This is a genomic window from Lysinibacillus irui, from assembly GCF_028877475.1.
Classification (GTDB): domain Bacteria; phylum Bacillota; class Bacilli; order Bacillales_A; family Planococcaceae; genus Lysinibacillus; species Lysinibacillus irui.
Window position 1 is genome coordinate 265383 of record NZ_CP113527.1, and the last position, 23520, is coordinate 288902.

The window sequence follows — 23520 nt, forward strand, 5'->3', positions numbered from 1 at the left end:
TATTCATAAAAATAATTCCTTTCTATTTTAGTCTTGTTTTACCTGCCCAGACCAAGACCAATTTGTCCATATCCGTAAAATTGTTTCAAATGGACCACGTTTAAATTTCTTTAAATAGGCTAGGCTGAAAACACATTGCAAGCTATACACAACGATTCCAAATAGGATACCGCCAAAAACGCCTAGTTTGCCGTATAATCCAAGGCCATAGCCATAAAAAACAGTTGTACAAATAATGGTTTGTAGTAAATAATTGGTTAATGACAGTTTGCCTACGCTCTCGAATGCAGGAGCAAGCAGTTGAACAGGGCGTGTTTTATAAATCAATGCTGCAAGGCAGACATAGCCAATCGCTAATAATTGCGAGCCACCCATTAATAAAATGGAAGAAAAAGCATTTTCTATAAAACTAACACTTTTACATACAAGTCCAATAGGAACGAGGAGAGCACCTAGTTTATACCATTTCATTTCCTTATCCATCTCCACAAAGGCTTGCTTCTTAGCAAGTGCCATGCCGAAAAGGAATAGTGGTGCGTAGAACATTGGTGCAAAAATTAATAAAATAAAGATGAACGCTGGATCTTCCATTCCTGGTGGTTCTACATTTGCACGGAAATCAAAAATCTCTAAATAGTTTCCATTAGCGTAGATAGCATCTGCTTGTTCAATGTAAGTATCTAGCTCCTTTTGTTCCTTTTTAGATACTTCCATAGAGCCGTATGTTAACGCTGTTGTTAGTACAAAAAGGATACCAGCCCATATTAATAGAGTTTTTGGCTTACGATTAATAAAAGGAATCAAGAATAAAGTCATACAGCCATAAGAAAACAGAATATCGCCTTCCCATAAGAAGATGGAATGAAGTAAGCCAAGAGAAATTAAGCCTGTTGCACGGCGTAAAATAGACCAGCGGCTTTTATTCTTTTTTCTGCGGATGGATTCAATTAATTTAATAAGCGAGAAGCCAAATAAAATGGTGAAAATGGGCATAAACGAGCCTTCAATTACAATTTTCACAAAATATAAAGCTCCGTTATCTAAGGTAGAAAGATTTTTTAATTCATCTTTGCCATACATCCCAAACTGGAAAATCAGCAAATTTGCCATTAAGATGCCAAATAAACTAAATCCACGCATTGTATCAATGAAGGTAACACGATTAGTTGTCATTGCGTTTTATCTCCTTAATTGGTTATCTTATACATATAATAGTTGAGGAAGCTTATGGTGAAATAATGACTACCTTAAAGTAATCTTAAAAGTAGGTGGAAAAATGCAGGAAGCATCAATTTTAGTGTTAGAGGACGAACGTGCAATTGCCGAAATGATTGAAATCATTTTAAGAAAAGAGGGAATTGCCAATATAACATTATGCAACACGATAGAAGAGGCAAAAAACGAGATTAATACTAAACCATTTGATTTCTATCTATTAGATATCATGCTACCAGATGGTAGTGGGTTGAATATCGCGCATATCATTCGAGAGAAAAGTGATGCCCCTATTTTTTATTTAACAGCAAAAAGCAGTGACGCCGATAAGCTCCGAGGTTTTATGAATGGTGCAGATGATTATATTACAAAACCATTTAACCCATTAGAACTTGTGGCAAGAGTGAAGGTACAGCTAGTACGTTATATGAAGAAAAAGAATGTTCAAGAAAATCACATTTTTACTTGTAGCCGTTTTACATTCGATATTGACGCAGCAGAGATTCAGGTAGATGGCGTAAAGGAAATGATTAGTGGCCGCTTATTTCATTTATTAAAATATTTATGTGATAATGCAGGGCAAGTGTTATCAAAGGAACAAATATACGAGAGTGTGTGGGGAGATTGCTTGTTTGATGATAATACAGTAATGGTACATATACGCAAACTACGTGAAAAAATCGAAAAAAATCCTGGAAAGCCAACATGCATTATAACGGTCCGAGGCATTGGTTATAAACTTGTTGGGGATGTTTCTTCATGAAGCCTGCTGGAAAATTAACACTCCGTTTTGTTTCATATTTCATCATATTCTATCTCTTAATTATTTCAGGCTTTATTATGAGCTTGGTATTTTTCGCCATCTTTATTAATGATCGTGTTGGTGACAATATTCATGTTATGAGCTCCTTTGAAATTGAAGATGATGCTGTTGTTGAAAAAGGACAAACGGTTAAAATAGCGGATTACTTAGTGAAGCGAGCAGAGGAAAACGTAGGACAGCTATACTTATTTGATCAATCCATGACCATTGTTGATTACACAGGAGATAGTTGTGAATTATGTGGAAAGTCCGATAGCGAAATATTAGCATTGAAGCAACCGGGTATGCATACATGGGAACTCCCAAATTACTACTTATTATTTATTCCGACTTCGCCTGTTCAACCTTTGTTTGAAGAGGCCTTCGAAAATTGGGTTTCAACAGGGGACATTTCTGCCGTAACCTTGCAACGTTTAAAAGAAAATAAGGCGAGTGTTGAAATCTATGACGAACAATGGAATCGGACGGATGTCATAGGAAAGCGTTATGATAAGCTGAAGAAGCCGCAATTACTCGAGGAAAAATATGATATTTTCGAGCATGAGGAGCTTACACAAAGCGTAGCCCTAGCTGATGATGCCACTTTTGTTGTGCGAATGCCTAACCCATCCTATAAGCCATTTGAAGAGCCCTTTAATAAGGCGATGGTATTGTTTGTTTCTATATTCTTCGGTGGGCATATTATTTTGATACTCGGCGTGATCTTTTTATCCATTAGTATTTCACGGCAATTTGTGCGACCACTCGTTTATGTTATTTCGCGTATTGAGCGACTGACTCAATTTGATTACAGAGAAATAAGTGATAAAAAAATTCATCATAACAAAACGGGGAAGCTCAAGCGGAAATTTAAACTGTTCCAGCCTGTAGAGGAATCACTCAATCATTTATCTGAACGACTTAATTCAAATGAAAGACAGATCAAGCACGCAGAGCAATTACGTGAAGAGTGGATAACGGGCTTATCACATGATTTAAAGACGCCGTTAAGTTCAATTTATGGCTATTCCACAATGCTGGCATCGGAAGATTATGAGTGGACCAAGGATGAGATGCGTATTTTTGCACAAACGATGCAAGAAAAGGCGACCTATATGGATGCGCTCATTCAAGATTTAACCTATACGTATCAATTAAAAAATAAGGCCATACAGCTGGATGAAGTATTACTGCCGTTAGCAGCATGGTTACCACAGTTTGCAGATGAGCAGGTAAGTGTGAAAGTTTATGGGGATGTATTGCTGCAAGCAGATGAGCTTTTACTCAAGCGAATTATGGATAATTTAATTACCAATGCGAAAAAGTATACGCCCGAAGGCACAAAAGTAATTGTAGAGGCACAACATACTGGTAAAGAAGTGATGCTAACCATTGCTGATCGAGGTCCTGGCATTCCTCAGGAGGAGCTTGATAATTTATTCGAGCGTTATTATCGTGGTACTAATACGACTGACGATATAACGGGAACAGGACTAGGACTAGCCATTACAAAACAGCTCATTGATTTGCATAATGGCACCATTAGTGTTCGTTCTGGCCAAGGTGGAACTATTTTCGTTCTGAAATTTCAATGCCACGAAGGCTGATTTTCATGCAATCCAAAGACATAAAAACCATGAAGTTGAATCTTAGAGTATATTTCATCATAGTAAAGAGGTATCAAGAATTTTTGATACCTCTTTTTGTATTTATTTATTTTTCGTACAGCGCTCAGCTGGTTGTTCAATTTTTACATAGCGCCACAAGTTATTGGCGATGTCGCGGGCTTCTGCGATATGTTCTGTGCCGACAAAAGCCTTACGGAAAGGTGTAAGAAGTGATTCAATAATAAAAAGTTTTGGCTTTTCGCTCTGTAGTTCCTCTAATAAGAATTGAGCATATTCTAAACCTTCCATTGTTTCGTTTTTCGATAATCCCTTCGTAAACCCCCGTAATTGTTCAATAACCATTTCCTTTGTAACCGTTTTATAGTTCACCACATTTTGAATGGTATTGATCATTTCAACACTTACGATGATTTCTTTCGATTCAAGCATAGTGGGTATAATTACGCTTATATTGCGCAATGCTACACGTACAATGGCTTCTCGATTGATATATTTATAATCGGCAATAAAGACGGCACGCAGTGTAAGGTTAATCATTCCAAGCGTTTGTACAGCACACTCATAGCTAATAGGGCTAATCTCTTCGCCAAAGACTTGTACTAGCCGATTGGCAAGCCATTCCAATTCTTGTAAATGGTAGTTGATAATGATTTTTTTTAGTTCTTTATCTCTTGATTGGAAAATGGATTCAAAAATTTGTATTAAATTATGTTCCCGATTGACATACATGAGTACAGCAACTTGCTGTGTCAATACTTCTAAATCTGTTGGATCCTTACCATATATAAGTTCATGGCGGCGATTACTTGCTTCCTCTCGTCCTTCGTCTAAAATGGCGATTAAGCATTCGTTCTTTGAAGTAAAGTGATTATAAAATGTACCTTTCGAAATCTTGGCCGCATTGATGATGTCGTTAATCGATGTATCTAGAAAACCTTTTTCAATAAAAAGTTCACGGGCTGCTGTAATAATCTGTCTTTTTCTTTTGTTCATGACCTCACCTTTTTTATAGTATTATACTCTTATTCTACACTTAAAAAGCCCATATATCAACGTTTGTAAAAAATATAAACTTATTTGTTGAAAAAAGTAGACTACGAGTATAAAATAAGTTTTATCGTAAAACACAAGAAAGAATTGAGGGATATAAATGAATAGTGAGCAAACAATGAAGAAGCCCCCTTATGGCATGATAGCTATTCTATTTGTGGGTGCTTTTGTTGCTTTTCTAAACAACACATTGCTGAATGTGGCATTACCAACAATCATGAAAGATTTTGGAATAACATATTCAAAGGTACAATGGCTAGCAACAGGTTATATGCTAGTAAGCGGTATTTTAGTTCCTGCTTCAGCATTTTTTGTGACACGCTTTAAAAATAGACATCTATTTATAGTAGCGATGTCCGTCTTTACAATAGGTACAATTATGGCAGGCTTCGCACCAAACTTTGGTGTGCTTCTAGCAGGTCGTATGGTGCAGGCAGCCGGTGCATCAAGTATGTCACCACTTTTAATGAACGTTATGTTAACAAGCTTCCCGAAAGAAAAACGTGGGGCTGCGATGGGTATATTTGGTCTAGTTATGATTATGGCGCCAGCAATCGGTCCTACATTATCAGGGTACATTGTTGAGCATCATGATTGGCGTATGCTTTTCCAAATGATTATTCCTTTTGCTTTAATTAGTTTATTATTTGGTGTTTGGAAATTAAGAAACGTGATGGAGACACGTGAAGTTCACTTAGATTTCCTTTCAGTACTTTTATCAACAGTTGCCTTCGGTGGTATTTTATACGGCTTTAGTACAGCAGGGGATAAAGGCTGGTCAAGTCCATGGGTATATGGCACAATTACAGTTGGTTTCATCGCATTAATTATTTTCGTTGTTAAACAGCTGAAAATGGATGAACCATTGTTAGAATTACGTATTTATAAATATCCAATGTTTGCATTAGGGTCTGTCATCTCCGTCATTGTCTCTATGGCGATGTTCTCAGGGATGATTTTAACACCAGCTTATGTGCAATCTATTCGTGGTATTGAACCATTTGAAGCAGGCTTGATGATGCTTCCAGGGGCACTTGTAATGGGGATTATGTCACCAATCACAGGTAAGCTTTTCGATAAATTTGGTCCACGAGTGCTGGCTATTACTGGTTTAGTCATTACGACGATTGCAACATTTGGTTTAACAAAATTAGAAATTGATTCAAGTTACACATATATCGTCTCGATGTATACAATTCGTATGTTCGGTATGTCAATGGTTATGATGCCAATTATGACAAACGGGTTAAATCAACTACCACAAATTATGAATCCTCATGGTACAGCTATTAACAATACATTACAGCAAGTATCAGGAGCAATCGGTAGTGCGATCCTAGTTACATTTATGAATAATCGTACAAAAGTAAAAGCTGAAGAATTAGTTGCAGAAGCAAAAGCTAATGCTGCACAATCAGGTGCGGCACCAACACCAGAGCAAATGCAACAAATGCAAGATCAAATTATGCAAAATGCGCTATTAGATGGAATCACGCACTCCTTCTTAATTGCAGCAGGCATAACAGTAATTGCGGTAATTCTTGCGTTCTTCTTAAAGCGTGTAAAAGTTGAAAGCGCAGCATCTTCAATGGATTTAAAAAAATCAACTAAATAATTAATAGAATTCCCATTAAGTAATCATTTACTTGGTGGGGATTTTTTATTGCTCAATTTTAAAAAAAAATTTTAGGATTTTTGTTATTTTTCATCATTTAATTTTATATGATGATAATAAAATTTACTGAAAATTTAGATATTTACACAATGAGGTGTTTGCTTGATAGATGCATATATCAATGAATTAGTGCAAGAAAAGAAAATTCCAGGTGCCGTATTAATCGTTCAAAAGAAGCAAAGAAGGATGTTAACAAGCAGTTATGGAGCTTATACAGGTGAAGATGATAGAGAGCTAGCCATTGAAACCGATACGTTGTTTGATTTGGCTTCCCTAACAAAGATTGTTGCAACTTTACCAGCAATATTATTGTTGATGAGCCAAAATCAATTAATGTTAAATAGGCCAATTCAATTTTTCCTACCAGAGTTTAAATTCTCTACTATTACAATCCAACACTTGCTACAGCATTGCTCCGGTCTGCCGGCAGACTTAACCCCGGTAGTGGAAAGACATCATAAGCGCGACATCATGAAGGAGATATTTGCAAGTGAAGTTGTATGTCAGCCAAATGAACAAGTGTTATACAGCGATTTAGGAATGATTTTATTAGGAAAGGTAATTGAAAAAGTAACTGGAAAGTCTCTAAAAGGTTTTGTAGAGCAAGAAATTTTTATACCATGGGGCATGCATCGAACTTGTTTTCAACTACCGAAGCATAATAGAGGACTTGCAGCAGCAACAGAAAGAGTATCCGGTAAATTTGTACAGGGGATTGTACACGATGAAAAAGCGCTGTTACTAGATGGAATTGCTGGTAGTGCAGGTTTATTTTCTTGTGCAGAGGATTTAGCAAAGTATGCGGAAATTTGGGTAGGAACCAGGCAACAAAATGTAATACCGTATCAATGGCTCAAGCTGGCCTATACAGAAGTGTTTAGAAATAGAGGATTAGGATTTGAAGTATGGATGGGGGAAGATTCAACATTTTGTTTTGGCAGGAGGTGGAGCAAGGGCTCATTTGGTCATACAGGATTTACAGGCACAAGTATTTGGATGGACCCTGTTCACCAGGGATTTGCTATTTTTCTAACGAATGCGGTGCATTATGGGAGGAAAACAAACATGAGAAGCATTCGGGAGAGGCTTCATACGATGATTTATGAAAAATTACTGATATGAAGGGTGGAACGGACATGAGACAAAAGAGTAAATGGTTATTACCGTTTCTTTTATTATTCGTTGTAGCTTTAGTAGGCTGTAACTCTGATGAGGAATCAACGAGCTCCACAACACCTAACAAGGAGGAGGAACCGAAAACAGAAGAAGTTTCGCTAACTATAGGGAGTTGGCGGACAGAGGATGTTGCTAAATATGAAAAAGTCATTGCTTTATTTAATGAACAACATCCTGATATACACATTTCATTTAACCCAACTAAAAATACAGAATATAACACAGTCCTCAATACAGCTTTACAGGCTGGTGAAGGGCCGGATATTTTTCACTTACGGCCATATGCAGCTGGATTAAAGCTTGCTGAAGCAGGTTATGTTGAGAAAATTAATGATTTAAATGGATTAAGTGCATTCCCTGAAGAAGCATTAATGGCTTCTCGTGATGAACAAGGGAATCAATATGGTGTACCGATTAATTTAAGCTCAACTCAATTTTTCTATAATAAAAAGATCTTTGAAGATAACAATCTTGTAGTTCCATCTACATGGGAAGAATTCATAGCATTAAATGATCAATTATTAGAAAAGGGTATTACACCAATAGCAATGGGTACAAAGGAAGGTTGGTTATTGTCGTTGCTACACGGTATTATAGGTCCAGCAATTTATGAAGGAAATGACTTCTATCAAGCTGTACTTGCGGGAGAAAAAGATTTTACGGATGCGAAATTTATCGAATCGCTTCAAGTAATGAATGACTTGAAAAAGTATTTCCCAGCCAATTCTGAAGGATTAGGAATGGATGATATTCGGACATTGTTTGCTTTAGAAGATGCAGCAATGTTTCCGCTAGGTAGTTGGGAAATTCCTGTTGTGTTAGAAATGAATCCAGATTTAGAGTTAGGCTATTTCCCAATTCCTTCAAAAGAGGGCAATAAAACAGTAACAACTTGGGTAGACGGCTCATTTGCAATTAATGCAAATTCAAAAAATAAAGAAGCAGCGAAGCTATTCCTAGAGTTTTTAACATCGAAGGAATTTGGTGAGTTATTTGTGAAGGAATTTTCTATGATTAGTGCTATTCCGGGCATTACCTCTGATGATGCATTACTAAATGACATTAGTAATTCGACTACAAATGAAGCAACACCATATATGTGGGTAACTAATTTCACGGGTGGGGACCCAACAACGAAGAGCTTACTGGAAAGTGAGCTTCAAGGTATGTATTTAGGCCAAGTAACGCCAGAAGAGGTAGCTACAAAGGTGCAGGAAAACGCTAAAACTTGGTTTGCACCATTTCAAAAATAATTCAACCATGAAGCAAGACCCTGAAGCGCCAACTAAGGAGTGTAGGGGTCTTCTTGGCACAATATTATTAAAAGGGCGGCTGTTCATTATGAGAGAATCTACAGCTTCACCGTTAAGAAAAAGGAAATCTTGGGCGAGATGGACTATCCATCTATTCCCTATTCCTGCGTTAATACTGTATGGAATGTTTGTACTTTATCCGATTTTAGCAGCATTATCCTATAGTTTTTTTGAGTGGAAAGGGATGGCTCGCGGAAATTTTATCGGATTCAAAAATTTTGTGACGCTTTTTACGACAGAACCATATGGCTCCCTGTTTTGGAACGCCTTCAAACATAATGTCCTATATTTTATCCTGCAAATGATTGTCATGAATGGATTAGCATTTTTTCTTGCGTTTATTATTTATCAAAAAATTAAGGGAGCTGAGTTTTTTAAGGCAGCTTTCTTTTTACCCAGATTATTATCGGTTATTGTAGTAGGTTTCCTATGGAAGCTCATTCTGAATCCTAATTTCGGTACGTTAAATGTGATTTTAGAGAAACTCGGTTTGGAAACCCTACAAAAAGCATGGCTTGGTGATCCTAAAACAGCTTTAATTGCCATTATTTTAGTTAATTGTTGGTTTGGATTAGGTTTTGGCGTTTTAATTTTTCTTGCAGGTTTTCAGGGGATACCAAGTGAGTTAGTTGAAGCAGCAAAGTTAGACGGCGCCAAAGGATTTACCTTATTACGCACCATTTATTTACCTTTAATGGTGCCATCGATTATGATCATGGGCATTTTAACATTTATTCAATCCTTTGAGGCATTTGAACTTGTTTATGCAATGCAAGGCTCCATGGGAGAGCCGTATTACTCAACAGATACATTAGCTGTATTTTTCTATCGCTTGGCATTTGGTAGCTCTACAGCTTCTGGGGCGACAGCTATAGGTCTAGGGTCCGCTTTAGCGACCGTATTATTCCTCTTTATATTAATTTGTACCACACTATTTTTACGTTTTGCTAATAAAAAGGATGTTCAAATGTAGGGGGGGAGTATATGAAGCAAAGTGCCATTTGGGTTCGACCGCTTTACTACCTTGTTGTATTTACGGTGGCGACCATCAGTTTATACCCTATTTTGTTAATGATTTTGTCTTCCTTTAAGAAAAGTGTGGACATTTACAAAGATCCATTGGGCTTACCGACTAGCTTTAGCTTAGATACTTACCGCACATTATTATCTAAAATTCCATTTACTACGTATTTTATGAATAGTATGTTTGTGAGCATTTTATCCGTTGTATTAATTGTTGTTGTTTGTTCATTGGCTTCTTTCTATATTGCTCGCTTTAAATTTTCTTGGAATCATGCATTATTCTTTATTTTCTTATTAGGTATGATGATTCCTATTAAGTTAGGGATTGTGCCGCTCTTCATTTTAATGCGTGATTTAGGACTGATTAACTCTTTATGGTCCTTAGTTTTAATGAATACAGCGACAGGAATTCCATTATCAATGCTAATATTAACAGGATTTTTTAAAACGATGCCATATGAACTTGAGGAGGCTGCTCGTATTGATGGAGCAGGGAATTTAAAAATCCTTTGGCATGTCGTATTACCGTTAATGAGACCAGCACTTGGTACAGTCGTTATTATAAACTTTATCGCCGCATGGAATGATTTTTTCTTCCCACTTATTTTTATTACGGAGAAGATGAAACGAACTATACCAGTAGGCATGATGTCGCTCTTTGGAGAGCATTCAGCAGATTGGGGCTCGCTCTTTGCAGGTCTAACATTAGCATCGTTACCTATGATTCTACTATTCTTTATTGCTTCAAAGCAATTTATGGAGGGGTTGACGGCTGGTGCCATTAAATAGGCCATACATTATTGGGGTAGATGGTGGTGGTACGGGAACTCGGGCAGTGATCGGTACACAAAAAGGAGAAGTGCTAGCCATTGTTGAAGGAGCAGGAACAAATATGAAGTCAAAGCCACCAGATGAGGTAAGGCAACAGATTGTGCAGCTACTAGAGCAGCTATTACAAAAAGTTAGTGCCACAAAGAATGATATTTCTACAGTCTTTCTATGTGTGGCGGGAGGGGATCGACAAGTAGATAAAGATCGATGGGAACGATGGCTGGGCTTTTTATTCCCTGCTAGCACCTGTCAGATAACGATTACCAATGATGCAGTAGCTGCGCTTACTAGTGGCACTTTTACAAAGCAAGGGGTTGTTGTAATAGCAGGAACGGGTTCCATCGTATATGCTATCGCAAAAAAACTTCAAGTTAGTCGTGTCGGAGGATGGGGTTACTTATTAGGTGATGAAGGCAGTGGCTACTATATTGGGCAAGAGGCATTGCGTGCTATTGCACAACATTATGATGTTTTTGGTATGAATGGTGATGTGTTTACAGCGACTATTTTAAATCAGCTATCATTAACCAATCCTGCTGACATCATTACGCAAGTTTATGAGCATCCTCAGCCTCGTGTACTTATAGCCTCCCTAGCTCGGACGGTGTTACGTTTAGCTGAACAACAGAATGCTAAGGCGGAGAATATCATCAAACAGGCAGTTCACCATCTAGTTCAATTCATCCAAACGATGTTAATAAAAGAACCACAGGTAAAAAACCTGCCCATTGTCCTATGCGGAGGCTTATTTGAAAATCTTTACTTTGTTCAGTGTTTTCAAATGAAGCTGAAACAAGCTTCAATCCATAATCGATTAATTCAACCTGAAGTACCACCTGTTATAGGGGCATTTATTAATGGGCTTTTCAATGAGGGAATTCAAATGACAGAGGCTTTACAACGAACGATAAAGAAAACTTGGATGAGCATTCACGAAAATAGTATGGGGGGATTTGATCATAATGGAACGAATGACAAAACTGACGACTGAAGGCTATCATCCAGATACGGCAAATTTAGATTTAATGAGCACTGCTGAAATTGTAAAGCTGATGAATGAAGAGGATAAAAAAATACCGCAAGCAATAGCTAAGGTCTTGCCTGCAATTGAACAAGCTATAATAGCCGTTGTTCAGGCACTTAAGAACGGTGGGAGATTATTTTATGTAGGTGCAGGGACAAGTGGACGTATTGGGTTGCTTGATGCGGTGGAATGTCCACCTACATTTAGTACGTCCCCGAAGCTTGTGCAGGCTATATTGGCTGGAGGATCAGAGGCGGTAATGATAGCTATAGAAGGCGCCGAAGATGATCTATCTTTAGGAGAAGCAGAACTAAAGAAACAGCAGCTAACAAACCGCGATGTAGTGATCGGTATTGCGGCAAGTGGTCGAACTCCTTTTGTGAAGGGGGCATTAATTTATGCTCAGCAACAAGGGGCTAAAACAATTAGTTTAGTTAGTAATGCTCATGCGGTTATTAGTCAGTACGCTGATATTAAAATTGAGGTGATTACGGGACCAGAAATTTTAACAGGTTCTACAAGATTGAAGGCTGCAACCGCTCATAAACAAATATTGAATATGATTACAACGGCTTCGATGATTAAACTCGGAAAAGTTTATAAAAATTTAATGGTGGATGTCCATGCTAGTAACTTTAAATTACGAGAGCGTGCCAAACATATTGTCTGTGAAGTGACGGGTGTTACTTATAGTCAGGCTGAAAGAGTTCTGGAGCAAACCAATTTCCAAGTAAAGCTTGCGATTGTGATGCTCTTGACGAATACAACTATTGAAGAAGCAACAGAATTACTCGCTCAATCCGAAGGGCACGTGCGTAGAGCGGTGGCGCTAAAGAAGTATTGATGAAGAAGGTGCATGGATAACCTCCTTTTATCTAGAGATGGGGCTGGAAAAATGGAAAAAATAAATGCTGGTTTAATTATGCTTGCTGAAATGCACGAAAAGCTTCCCCCCTCCGAAAAGAAGGTGGCAAGCTATATATTAGCACATCCAACACAGGCAATAAAAATGACTGCGGTTGAACTAGGAGAAGCTAGTCAAACAAGTAGTGCGGCTGTTATTCGGCTGTGTAAATCTCTAAATATTAGCGGTGTTCAAGAGCTGAAATTACGTATTGCTGGTGATTTACAACATACGATAACTGTAGATCGAGATATTGAGGCAAATGAAGCATTACCATCGATTGTAGAAAAGGTAACGATACAAAGTAGTGAAATTTTAACACAAACAGCTAATTTAATAGATATAGCTGAATTAGAACGTGCGGTATCTGCTTTATCGCAAGCACGCAAAATTATTTTTTTTGGTGTAGGTGCTTCAGGTATAACAGCAATGGATGCAGATCAAAAGTTTTTAAGAATTAATAAAAATAGTAGGGCATTTATGGATTTACACTTAGGAGCTACTGCGGTTGTTAATGCGCAGAAGGGGGATGTAATAGTAGGGATTTCCTTTTCTGGGGAAACACATGAAGTGGCAAAAATCCTGGAGATAGCTAGTGAAACACCTGCAACTACAATTAGTTTAACACGCTATGGAAGTTCATTAGTTTCTAGTTTAGCGGATATTTCTTTATATGTATCTCCAAATGTTGAAGCAACCTTTAGAAGCGGTGCTACATCATCACGTCTTGCCCAGTTGCTTGTCATTGATATTTTATTCATGGGGGTAGTGACAAGTGCCTATGAACAAACAATAGACTATTTAGACGAAACACGTACCATCATTCAAGGATTGCAAAAAAAAGTGGCTAAACGAAAAAATAGAATAAAATAAAACGAAGACGATCAAGATTCATAGCATCGTCTTCGTTTTTTATAGTTTTGTTTATATCCGTTCTTCTGTTTCGGGGTCGAAGAAATGAATCTTTTCTTCTTTCATAACGAGCGTTACGACCTCAGTTGGTTGAAAATTACTATCAGCTTGAACACGCGCAATAAATGGCTGAGTTACTAAAGAAGAATATAAGAAGGTTTCTGCACCGAGCAATTCAGCAACATCAACAGTTGCTTTGAAAGCAAAAGGGGAAATGATATCAGTGATTTGTAAATCCTCTGGTCGTATTCCCATAACAATTTCTTTCCCTAAATAATTTTTTCTCTGTAATAATGGCAAGTACTTGGGAGGGATAGGGAAGCTTTGACCATCTAAAAGAATCTCCGTTTCTGTAAGTCGACAATGGAATAGGTTCATAGATGGTGAACCGATAAAGCCTGCCACAAACATGTTATGTGGTGTATTATATACTTCTTTTGGTGTCCCAATTTGTTGAATAAGCCCATCTTTCATCACCACGAGACGTGTAGCCATTGTCATAGCCTCGGTTTGATCATGAGTAACATAGATCGTTGTTGTTTGAATTCGTTGATGGAGCTTTTGAATTTCCGCACGCATTTGCACACGTAATTTAGCATCCAAATTAGAAAGAGGTTCATCCATTAAAAATACCTTCGCTTCTCTAACAATAGCACGGCCAAGAGCCACACGTTGACGTTGTCCACCTGATAAAGCTTTTGGCTTTCTTTTTAAATAATCCTCTAATCCTAAGATTTTAGCAGCCTCTTTGACACGGCGATCAATCTCTTTTTTATCGACCTTCCGGAGCTTTAAGCTAAACGCCATATTATCATAGACGGTCATATGCGGATATAAAGCATAGCTTTGGAATACCATTGCGATACTTCTATCTTTCGATTCCACATCATTCATTAAGATATCATCAATAAAAAGTTCCCCTTTGGATATATCCTCTAAACCAGCAATCATACGTAATGTTGTAGTCTTTCCACAGCCCGATGGACCTACAAACACAATGAATTCTTTATCATGAATATGCAAATTAAAATCAGTTACAGCCTGGACATTTTTATCGTATATTTTATAGATGTGCTCTAGCCGTAGTTCCGCCATACACGCTACACCCCTTTGCAAGTCATACTATCATTGTAAATGACTTCTTAATTGAACGATAGGGCAATGGTGCACAGTGGTGGGGGTATAAATTGTGCAGTTGACCTTAATGTGACTCCAAGAAAATAATGGCGAGATAAACCTCTAGTCGATGAGAAAATTGCCTAATGTCCTTTTGTGTTAGTTGCTGGAATTTTTCTAAGCGATTTTGTAGTGTATTACGGTGCATATACAACTTTTTTGAGGCTACTGTGATATTACCTTCGTATTCTATTAATTGTTTTATTGTATGAAGTAAATCAGGCTGAGAGGTAGCATTTTTTAAGATAGAGGAGATAAAAATATCTTTCGCTTGAGGCTCTGTATGCTGAGCTACGTATGGCACTAAAAGCTCTTGCTGTGTGAGCACATGCTTATTTGTGTAAGTCCAAATCGATTGTTGTAGCTGGACATACCAGTTAAATTGCTCCTTTGTCGTGCTAATGTCTTGTATTACATCAGAAACGAAGATTTTAAAATGAACCTCAATGTTCTCTATTAAAGGGTCGAGATAATGAGCAAGGTTTAATATTTCATTGCCCTCGATACATTCTATAATGGTGAATAATTGGGGATGAAGTGATATCAATAGAATATCCTTTCCCAATAAAGCTTCGAAGACTTTTCGTAGTAAAGATGGTGCTGTAAATGCTTTGTCAAAGTGGAGAAATATTAAACGGTGCATAGGAAGGACTGTAGGAGCAACATCCGACTTATCTGTTAAATATTCTAACCAGACAAGGTCATAGTCATTTGGCAAAGCAATAGGGCCTGAGAAAATTTGCAATAGCTCTAATTCACTTTGTGTTATCGTGTGTTTTGGAATTTCATAGAGCTGATTATTAAAATTAAATACATAGTTTTCATCCGTTTTATTGGAAAAGGGGCTTAATGAAGGGAAGCGTTGCTGTAATTTTTGATAGTCCATACATACAACTCCTTTTAAATTGAAAGAAAAATAGGTCGAATTCGTATAGTTATATATATGAAGAAATATTTATAGTAATCATACAAAAACACGAATATTAGCTAGTATGATAGTTTACATACCTAATGCTAATATCCGTGTTATCCTTTAAGCGTCTTTTTTAAATAACTTACCTGGCCAGAATGCATATTTACCAAGTACTGTTGTGATTGCTGGAACTAGCAATGGTCTTACAATGAATGTATCGAGAAGCACACCAATCGCTGTTACAACACCAAATTGTACAAGTACCTGAATCGGTAATGTGGCAAGAACAGCAAATGTACCTGCTAAAATGAGGCCAGCAGATGTAATAACACTTCCCGTCCGAACTACACCTTCTTCTACAGCTGTTAAATGATTGACTGTTTTACGTTTTTTCCAAATTTCCGAAATCATAAAGATATTATAATCTTCTCCGAGTGCGACTAAGAACACGAAGGAATACAGTGGGATAGCTCCAGAAATGGCCTCTGCCCCCATGATGTGGTGTAAGATTAACCATCCAGCGCCTAATGCACCGAAGTAAGAAATAATAACGGTTGCTAATAAATAAATAGTAGCTGTAATGGAACGCAAATAGACAAACAATAGTAATGCGATTAATGCAATCATCGTTGGCATGATCACCGTTTCATCACGCTTAGTTATTTGTTTTGTATCATATTGGCTAGCAGTTTCTCCACCAATCCATACATGCTTCTCCGCATTAGTAAGTCCTTGATCCTCCAAAATTTTAATAACCTTAGTTTTAAGATCAGGAATACGGGCTAATGATTCCTTTGCGTATGGGTTGGCATTTAAAGTGAGTTCGTATAATTGAATGTCATTATTTTTTTCGCCTGTTCGTACATCTTCAACTCCATCAATATAGGAGATTGCTGTAAGTTGCTGCTGTAAATTAACATTAGCCCCTTCAGTATCAATAACTAATTGCACAGGTGCTAATTCTCCAGGCGAAAAATTTTCTTCTATTAATGTAAAACCTTCTCGAGACGGCATATCTTTCGGGAAGGATGACAGTAAATCAAAGGTATATTGAATACGTGGAACAAATGCTGCTAATCCTCCCAGTAATATTACCGTTATGGTGATAACAATCCATGGCTTATGCGTAACAAAATGTCCGATTTTATGGCTAACCTTATGGGAAGGCTTATGTTGTTTCTTACCTTTTTTAGTGGCCATTTGCTCTGTACGGGGGATGAATGGAAAGAAAGCGACGCGCCCTATTAGTACAAGAATAGCCGGTAGGACAACAAGAGCAGCAATTCCCATCACCAGCACGCCAAAGCTAAATGGGACAGCAAAACGCTGAAATGCACCATAATGAGCAAGACTGAGTGTAGCTAGACCAATAACAACTGTTAAGGCACTCATTAAAATAGCACCGCCTGATTCTTTGACAGCCAGCTTCATAGCGGCAGTCTTATCCTCCACATCAAAGAGAATTTCTCTATATTTAGATATTAAAAATAAACAATAGTCAGTCCCCGCACCAAAAAGTAAAACAGTCATAATAGAAACTGCTTGTGAATCCTTATCAATCCATCCATGGTCAGCAAAGAAACCTAAGGTCGGACTGATAACACCATAGGCAAGCCCAACAACAAGTAAAGGAATAATAGCTAGCAATGGTGAACGGTAAATAATAATAAGTAATACTAAAACAAGTAATACTGTTGCTATTAATAGTTTTACATCTGCTTGAGAAAATAAACTAACAGCATCTGTAGCAATCCCAACTGGTCCAGAATAACGCACATGAAGTCCATCACTGGAAAGTTCTTTATCTTGTTGGACTTGGTAGCGCTCCATAATCTTTGTTAGATTATCCAAACTATCCTGTAGCAAATCTGTCGCGACTCCTTTTTCAAAAAACACAGGTGTTACTATTGTGGTGCCATTTTCGGAAGTAGAAGCCATTAAAGCTTGAGTTGGCATTTGGTCAAATGGTGGGACAAGAGTTTGATGAGCTAATGGCTTTGCCGAAAGCTCGCTGTAAACACGCTGGATTGCTGAAAAATCATCGGATGTTAGACCACTGTCACGATGCCATACTAGCAATAAGGGTGTTCCAGCATCATTAGGAAATTGCTCTGCAATAATCGCTGCCGCTTGTTCAGACATTTCAGTGTCAGGTAAATTTTTGCCCGACTCGCTTTCTATGCTATTGATTTGTGGCCAAGCAAATGACAGCACAACTACTAATAACACCCAAAAAGCTAGTGCTACTAATCGCCCCTTTTTACTTGCAACCATTGAGCCCCATTGCTCAAGTGGATGTTTTTTCATCAAAAGACCTCCATTTCATGTAAGTGACTTAATTATATATACTAGAAGGTTAATTAATCAATCAAGAAATATTAATATGTTATAATATGTGTTAAAACAATGCTTTATTTAAGGAGGCGAACTTGATGAAACAATCACCGCGTGTTCTCGGGAGACCTCGCCATGATGAAAATGCGAAACCAACAAAAGATATTGTTCTTGAAACGGCCACAAGGCTTTTTATTAAAGAGGGCTACAAAAATGTGTCGATGGATGATGTAGCAAAAGCTTGTAACGTAACAAAGGCGACTATCTATTACTACTACCCAACTAAAGGCGAGTTATATACATCTGCATTAATCGCAATGATGGATCGTATCAAGCTATCTATCCTACAAATTTTAGAGCAGTCGAAACCATTTAAAGAACGGCTTGAACAGCTTGTTGAGATTCATTTATCAGCAACAATCGATATTGATATGAAAAATTTTATGAAAGAGGCGGCCATTAATTTATCAGAAGACCAGTTAAGTCAAGTTCATGCTTCTGAAAACAGAATGTACCAAACGATTGAGCGAGCCATGGAAATGGAAATGGATAAGGGTACTATTAGAAAAGGAAATTCAACATTTTTTGCCCATACCTTCATGGCACTGATGTCTGTAGGATATTTTAAAGATGGGGATGGAAATAGATTATTTCAAACAGAGGCAATTGCTGCAAAAGAAATAGTGGAATTTTTCTGGCTTTCTGTCCAAGTTTAAGACTAAATTTTAGGTGAAAACAAATGGAATCTTCGTAGAAATAGCTTGCGCAAAATTCCTAATAGTATTTTTTTACATCTAGGACAAAATACAAACGTAAATACAATAAATAGTTGACGAAATCAATGAATTTTGAAAAGATTGTCGAAATTGTGATTTAGCTCATTGAAATAATGTACAAACAGCCTTATAATGAAGGTTGTAATGTCACCAAGACAAGATAAGGATGGTATTATGATGCGCTTTTTGCGGTTTAAAGTAAACATTGTAATAACAAGTCATACGAAACGCTATCCAGCCCTTGTGACTGGTGAATGTGTAAGATATACGCTGTAACGACTGTTAAGTTTTACCTTAATGGTCTTTTTTACATGTAGGCAATAAAAAATAGTACTAGTGATGGCAAAGGAGAGTTCAAAATGTCAGAAACGAATAACCAAACACAGGCTGAGCAAGTAACTGTGAGCAAAGAACAATTAGATGTGCTAGATCAATTATTAAAGCCTGAAGTTCAAGAATCTCTTACAACTTTAGTTGAGCAATTACCAAAGTTAACTGAAATGATGACATTATTAACGAAATCATACGAGTTTGCTCAAGCTGTTGCAACAGACGAAGTGCTTAAAAATGATACTGTTGGAGCAGTAACAGAAATCGCTGGACCTGTAGTGGGCTCTGCGAAAAACCTTGCAGCAACTGCAATTGAAGCTAAAGACCGTGCAGCTGAAAGCCATGAAGTAATTGGTTTATTCGGTCTTGTGAAAATGTTAAAAGACCCTCAAGTTCAAAATGTTTTCCGTTTTGTTAATGCTTTCTTACAAGTAAATGCAGAGCGTAAAGCTAAATAAGACTCAAGGTAAATTCAATTCGTAAGGACGGAGGATTAATTAATCATGTCAAAAGAAATCGTCATCTTAGGTGCAGGTTATGCTGGCGTTTTAACTGCATTAACAGCACGTAAGTATCTATCAGCTGATGAAGCTAAAATTACTGTAGTAAACCAATTTCCAACACACCAAATCATCACTGAGCTTCACCGTTTAGCTGGTGGTACAATTGCAGAAGGTGCTGTTGCTCTACCACTTAAAAAAATCTTTAAAGGTTTAGATATCGATCTACACATTGCGAAAGTAACAAAATTCAATGTAGATACTAAAAAAGTTGATTTAGATAATGGCTATACATTAACTTACGATACACTTGTTGTATCTTTAGGAAGCCAAACTGGATTCTTCGGTATCCCAGGATTAGAAGAAAACTCAATGGTACTTAAATCAGTAAATGATGCCAACAAAATTAACAAGCATATTGAAGACCGCATTAAAGCATATGCTCAGTCTAAAGATGAAGCAGACGCAACAATCGTTATCGGTGGTGGCGGTTTAACAGGTGTTGAGCTTGTTGGTGAAATCGTGGACAACTTCCCGAAAATCGCTGCAAAACACGGTGTTAATTTTGCTGATCTTAAAATTAAGCTTGTTGAAGCTGGTCCAAAAATCTTACCAGTACTTCCAGATACACTTATCCAACGCGCTACTGAAAGCTTAACAAAACGTGGCGTAGAATTTATTACTGGTACGCCTGTAACTGGTGTGGATGGTAATGTTATTTCTCTTAAAGATCGTGAACCAATTGTTGCCAATACACTTGTTTGGACAGGTGGAGTTGCTCCACTTCCAATCGTAGGCGAATCAGGTCTAGCAGCTGATCGTGGTAAAGCAACAATCAACGAATTCTTACAATCTACATCTCATGAAGACGTATTTGTTATTGGTGACGCGTCTGTTGCATTACCAGCAGATGGTGGTCGTCCGCTTTACGCTCCAACTGCACAAGTTGCTTGGCAAATGGGTGAATGCGCTGGTTATAATGTATTTGCACAATATAAAAACCAAGAAATGAAACCATTCTCAGCAGTTAACTCTGGTACACTTGCAAGCTTAGGTCGTAAAGATGCTGTTGCTACAATCGGAGCTAGCAACACAGAGCTTAAAGGTCTTCCTGCAACATTAATGAAAGAAGCTTCTAACATTCGTTATTTAACACATATTAAAGCTTTATTCGGTTTAGCATATTAAAATAGTGAATTCCCTTAAATGCAATTTTGCGTTTAAGGGGATTTTTTTTGTGTAAAAACCTGGGATATTATTGATTAATCGTAAGGTAATGGATAAAATTAATTGGATAGGAAAAATTTACTTGGGGTGATAGGACGATGTTCACGATATTTCGATCAAAAGAAGAGGATGTTGAGCAATTTAAAAAGAAAATTGATGAGCTAAATGCGACATTAGATAAAAAAGACCATGAATTTCAATTATTTTTAAATCTGTTACATAAGGAAATCATTGAAACTATTGAACAACATAACAAGGTAAATAATCAGCATGCAATTTTAGGAGAAATGGTTGCTGATATTGTGGGAGAGTTTAATAAAGTAGAGGCAAGCACAATTCAATCTAAGGAGATTTCTGAAAACGCACTAGATAAAGGCAATGTATTAATTTCTTCATCCGATCAAATGATGACATTATCAGTAGAAAGCAAGCAAGCTGTCCATGAAGTTGAACAGCTTATTGATGCATTAGGAGAGCAATCTCAGAAAACCTCTTTAAGCATGAGCCATTTAAGTGAACGATCCAAGCAAATTGCAGAAATAGTAAATGTTATTGGGGAAATTTCAAATCAAACAAATTTACTAGCTTTGAATGCATCAATTGAAGCAGCAAGAGCAGGGGAGCATGGTAAAGGTTTTTCAGTTGTTGCTGAGGAAGTTCGGAAATTAGCTGAAAACACGAAAACTAGCACAGAGGATATTGCAAATTTAACAAAGAAAATTGAGGAACAAATTGCACATGCTTACGAAGATAATAAAAATAATATGCAGCTAGTAACGGAAGGTATTGATAAAAGTGCTAAAACCTCAGTGAAAATTGATCAATTACTACAAATTATGACCAATGTTCAAAGAGGAATTAATGAGCTATTAGATTCCATTAAAGATCAAAAACTATCAAACGAAGATGTGATGCATAAATTTAAAACGACAACAGCCTTATTCGATGAAACTAATCATGTCCTAACAAGCCATATTGATGAATCCGAAATTGTGACGAAAAAACTTTTAGCAGCAGTAGAGCAAGTAAAATATTTCCCAACTGAATAAATAAATAGGTTACACTATTGAAACCATTCTAAAATTTTAAGGTTTAATAAAGAAAACCCTGTATAGACCTCCTAAAGTGTCTATTACAGGGTTCATTTGTTTATTTAAAATCGCCAACTTTTTCTTTTAAAGCGGCTAATTGATCTGGATAGTTCTTTTCAGTAATGTCATTCCATAATTCTGCATCTTTTATACCGCATCTCTCTGGAATAAATACTGGATCAAGCCCCATTTTCTTTTGCTCCTCATAATCTCTCAACGTAGCAATACCTGGCTTTGTTAATAGGATAATAGCTATTAGGTTTAACCAAGCAAGGGTTCCTACACCAATATCCGCAAGATTCCAAGCCGTCGAGGATGAACGAATAGTACCGAAAAAGATGGAGATAACCAATAGTACCTTTACAACAACTGAAATAGTCCCAAAGTTTTTACTGTTTTTAAATAAGTAAGCAACATTACTCTCTGTATATACTCCAAAAGCAAGCATTGTAGTAATGGCAAAGAAGAATACAGCGATTGCTACAAACGGGCTTCCTAAGCCAGGAATAAATGAGTTAATAGCCTCTTGAGCGAAAGCTGTACCCGCTTCAACTCCAGGAAGATTCTCGACTATAAATCCACCGTTAGGATGGGCGATATTGTAACTACCTGTAGAGATAATCATAATGGCTGTAGCTGTACAAACAAGTAATGTATCTACATAGACAGAGAATGCTTGTACAAGCCCTTGTTTGGCAGGGTGAGATACTTCTGCGGTACCAGCTGCTTGTGCTCCTGTACCTTGACCTGCTTCATTTGAATAAGCACCTCTTTTTACTCCCCACATAATGGCATTCCCAAAAACAGCTCCGAATGCAGCATTTAAATTAAAGGCAGAGCTAAAAATTAATGCAAATATAGCAGGCACTTCTTTTATATTGATAAATAAGATAACGAACGCAAGAAGTATGTAAGCTGTTGCCATAAACGGTACAGCATACTCAGCAACTTTACCAACCCTTTTGATTCCGCCGAAAATAGCAAATCCAAATATTGCCGAAACAATGATACCTGTGATTATTGGTGAAATCCCGAATGCACTTTTTGTAGAATCTGCAATGTTAAAGGCTTGGACACCAGAGCCAGTGAAACCAGTTGCTAAAATAGTAGCAATGGCAAACAGTATAGCAAATGGCTTATTTTTCAGCCCTTTTTCGATGTAGTAGGCTGGTCCTCCACGATACTCGCCTGCAATTTCTTGTTTCCAAACTTGTGCTAGAGCGGACTCAATATAGGCAGCACCAGCACCTAAAAAGGCGATGACCCACATCCAAAATATAGCTCCTGGTCCTCCGAAATAAATTGCTGTCGCTACACCGGCGATATTACCAATACCAACACGGCCACCTAATGCCATAGCAAAACTTTGAAAAGATGAAACACCATTTGCTGATTTTTTCCTATTAAACAATTGTTTAATCATATCTTTGAAAAGACGTAGCTGTGGAAACTTCATGAGAAGTGAAAAATAAATTCCTGCTCCTAAACAAAGATAAACTAAAGCATTACTCCAAATAATCCCTGCTATTTTCCCTGTTAAAGCGGCAAAATCCATATAACAACCTCATTTCTATATTCATCCTAGATACATTGGTGACAATTCAAATTAGAGATAGTGAA

The 23520-nt window shown here is 37.3% G+C and carries 20 protein-coding genes; 14 read left to right on the forward strand and 6 right to left on the reverse strand.

What is annotated here, in order from left to right; genetic code table 11:
* Positions 1-27: 27 nt before the first annotated feature.
* Positions 28-1173 (reverse strand): DUF418 domain-containing protein, encoded by a 1146-nt coding sequence (locus tag OU989_RS01365; protein ID WP_274795320.1) that lies wholly within the window; start codon positions 1171-1173, stop codon positions 28-30.
* Positions 1174-1276: 103 nt separating this feature from the next.
* On the opposite strand from OU989_RS01365, the gene OU989_RS01370 reads away from it, so the two are divergent.
* Together OU989_RS01370 and OU989_RS01375 are read left to right on the forward strand one after the other, a co-directional pair.
* Entirely contained in the window at positions 1277-1978 is a 702-nt protein-coding gene (locus OU989_RS01370; protein ID WP_274795321.1) for a response regulator transcription factor, read from the forward strand.
* Entirely contained in the window at positions 1975-3624 is a 1650-nt protein-coding gene (locus OU989_RS01375; protein ID WP_274795322.1) for a sensor histidine kinase, read from the forward strand. Before OU989_RS01370 ends, OU989_RS01375 begins: the two co-directional genes overlap by 4 nt.
* 102 nt (positions 3625-3726) lie before the next feature.
* On the opposite strand, the gene OU989_RS01380 is transcribed toward OU989_RS01375, so the two are convergent.
* The gene (locus OU989_RS01380) at positions 3727-4638 is read right to left on the reverse strand and encodes a TetR/AcrR family transcriptional regulator (protein WP_274795323.1); all 912 of its coding nucleotides are present in this window, start codon (positions 4636-4638) and stop codon (positions 3727-3729) included.
* Between the two features lie 157 nt (positions 4639-4795).
* Here OU989_RS01380 and OU989_RS01385 point away from each other — a divergent pair, with 157 nt between their 5' ends.
* From OU989_RS01385 to OU989_RS01420, 8 genes are all read left to right on the forward strand, one after another.
* Positions 4796-6310 (forward strand): DHA2 family efflux MFS transporter permease subunit, encoded by a 1515-nt coding sequence (locus OU989_RS01385; protein WP_274795324.1) that lies wholly within the window; start codon positions 4796-4798, stop codon positions 6308-6310.
* 162 nt (positions 6311-6472) lie between these two features.
* On the forward strand, positions 6473-7492 hold the full coding sequence (locus OU989_RS01390) for a serine hydrolase domain-containing protein (protein ID WP_274795325.1): 1020 nt from the start codon (positions 6473-6475) through the stop codon (positions 7490-7492).
* Entirely contained in the window at positions 7489-8799 is a 1311-nt protein-coding gene (locus tag OU989_RS01395) for an ABC transporter substrate-binding protein (protein WP_404809708.1), read from the forward strand. The genes OU989_RS01390 and OU989_RS01395 overlap by 4 nt, the downstream gene beginning before the upstream one ends.
* A gap of 88 nt (positions 8800-8887) precedes the next feature.
* Positions 8888-9832: a carbohydrate ABC transporter permease gene (locus OU989_RS01400; RefSeq protein WP_274795327.1), complete on the forward strand. Its 945-nt coding sequence runs from the start codon at positions 8888-8890 to the stop codon at positions 9830-9832.
* 11 nt (positions 9833-9843) lie between these two features.
* The gene (locus tag OU989_RS01405; RefSeq protein ID WP_274795328.1) at positions 9844-10671 is read left to right on the forward strand and encodes a carbohydrate ABC transporter permease; all 828 of its coding nucleotides are present in this window, start codon (positions 9844-9846) and stop codon (positions 10669-10671) included.
* Entirely contained in the window at positions 10658-11704 is a 1047-nt protein-coding gene (locus tag OU989_RS01410) for an N-acetylglucosamine kinase (protein WP_274795329.1), read from the forward strand. Before OU989_RS01405 ends, OU989_RS01410 begins: the two co-directional genes overlap by 14 nt.
* The gene (gene murQ / locus OU989_RS01415; RefSeq protein WP_274795330.1) at positions 11676-12581 is read left to right on the forward strand and encodes an N-acetylmuramic acid 6-phosphate etherase; all 906 of its coding nucleotides are present in this window, start codon (positions 11676-11678) and stop codon (positions 12579-12581) included. The genes OU989_RS01410 and murQ overlap by 29 nt, the downstream gene beginning before the upstream one ends.
* Before the next feature lie 51 nt (positions 12582-12632).
* A complete protein-coding gene (locus tag OU989_RS01420) occupies positions 12633-13514 on the forward strand; it encodes a MurR/RpiR family transcriptional regulator (RefSeq protein WP_274795331.1) in 882 nt (293 codons plus the stop codon).
* Positions 13515-13565: 51 nt separating this feature from the next.
* On the opposite strand, the gene OU989_RS01425 is transcribed toward OU989_RS01420, so the two are convergent.
* From OU989_RS01425 to OU989_RS01435, 3 genes are all read right to left on the reverse strand, one after another.
* Positions 13566-14648: an ABC transporter ATP-binding protein gene (locus tag OU989_RS01425; protein ID WP_274795332.1), complete on the reverse strand. Its 1083-nt coding sequence runs from the start codon at positions 14646-14648 to the stop codon at positions 13566-13568.
* Positions 14649-14754: 106 nt separating this feature from the next.
* Positions 14755-15615 (reverse strand): PucR family transcriptional regulator, encoded by an 861-nt coding sequence (locus OU989_RS01430; protein WP_274795333.1) that lies wholly within the window; start codon positions 15613-15615, stop codon positions 14755-14757.
* Positions 15616-15762: 147 nt separating this feature from the next.
* The gene (locus OU989_RS01435) at positions 15763-17949 is read right to left on the reverse strand and encodes an MMPL family transporter (protein ID WP_274795334.1); all 2187 of its coding nucleotides are present in this window, start codon (positions 17947-17949) and stop codon (positions 15763-15765) included.
* 125 nt (positions 17950-18074) lie between these two features.
* Between OU989_RS01435 and OU989_RS01440 the strand changes: the two genes are divergently transcribed.
* The 4 genes from OU989_RS01440 (at position 18075) to OU989_RS01455 (ending at position 21858) form a co-directional block, all read left to right on the forward strand.
* Positions 18075-18692 carry a TetR/AcrR family transcriptional regulator gene (locus tag OU989_RS01440; protein ID WP_274795335.1) on the forward strand — a complete coding sequence of 206 codons (618 nt, stop codon included), beginning with the start codon at positions 18075-18077 and terminating at the stop codon, positions 18690-18692.
* Between the two features lie 419 nt (positions 18693-19111).
* Positions 19112-19540, forward strand: coding sequence for a helical membrane plugin domain-containing protein (locus OU989_RS01445; RefSeq protein ID WP_274795336.1), 429 nt, complete (start codon positions 19112-19114; stop codon positions 19538-19540).
* A gap of 45 nt (positions 19541-19585) precedes the next feature.
* Positions 19586-20770 carry an NAD(P)/FAD-dependent oxidoreductase gene (locus OU989_RS01450; RefSeq protein ID WP_274795337.1) on the forward strand — a complete coding sequence of 395 codons (1185 nt, stop codon included), beginning with the start codon at positions 19586-19588 and terminating at the stop codon, positions 20768-20770.
* A 137-nt stretch (positions 20771-20907) separates the two neighbouring features.
* On the forward strand, positions 20908-21858 hold the full coding sequence (locus OU989_RS01455; RefSeq protein ID WP_274795338.1) for a methyl-accepting chemotaxis protein: 951 nt from the start codon (positions 20908-20910) through the stop codon (positions 21856-21858).
* A 100-nt stretch (positions 21859-21958) separates the two neighbouring features.
* Here the strand turns inward: OU989_RS01455 and OU989_RS01460 are convergent, their stop codons facing one another.
* Positions 21959-23455, reverse strand: a complete 1497-nt coding sequence (locus OU989_RS01460) for an alanine/glycine:cation symporter family protein (protein WP_274795339.1) — start codon at positions 23453-23455, stop codon at positions 21959-21961.
* Positions 23456-23520: the final 65 nt, after the last annotated feature.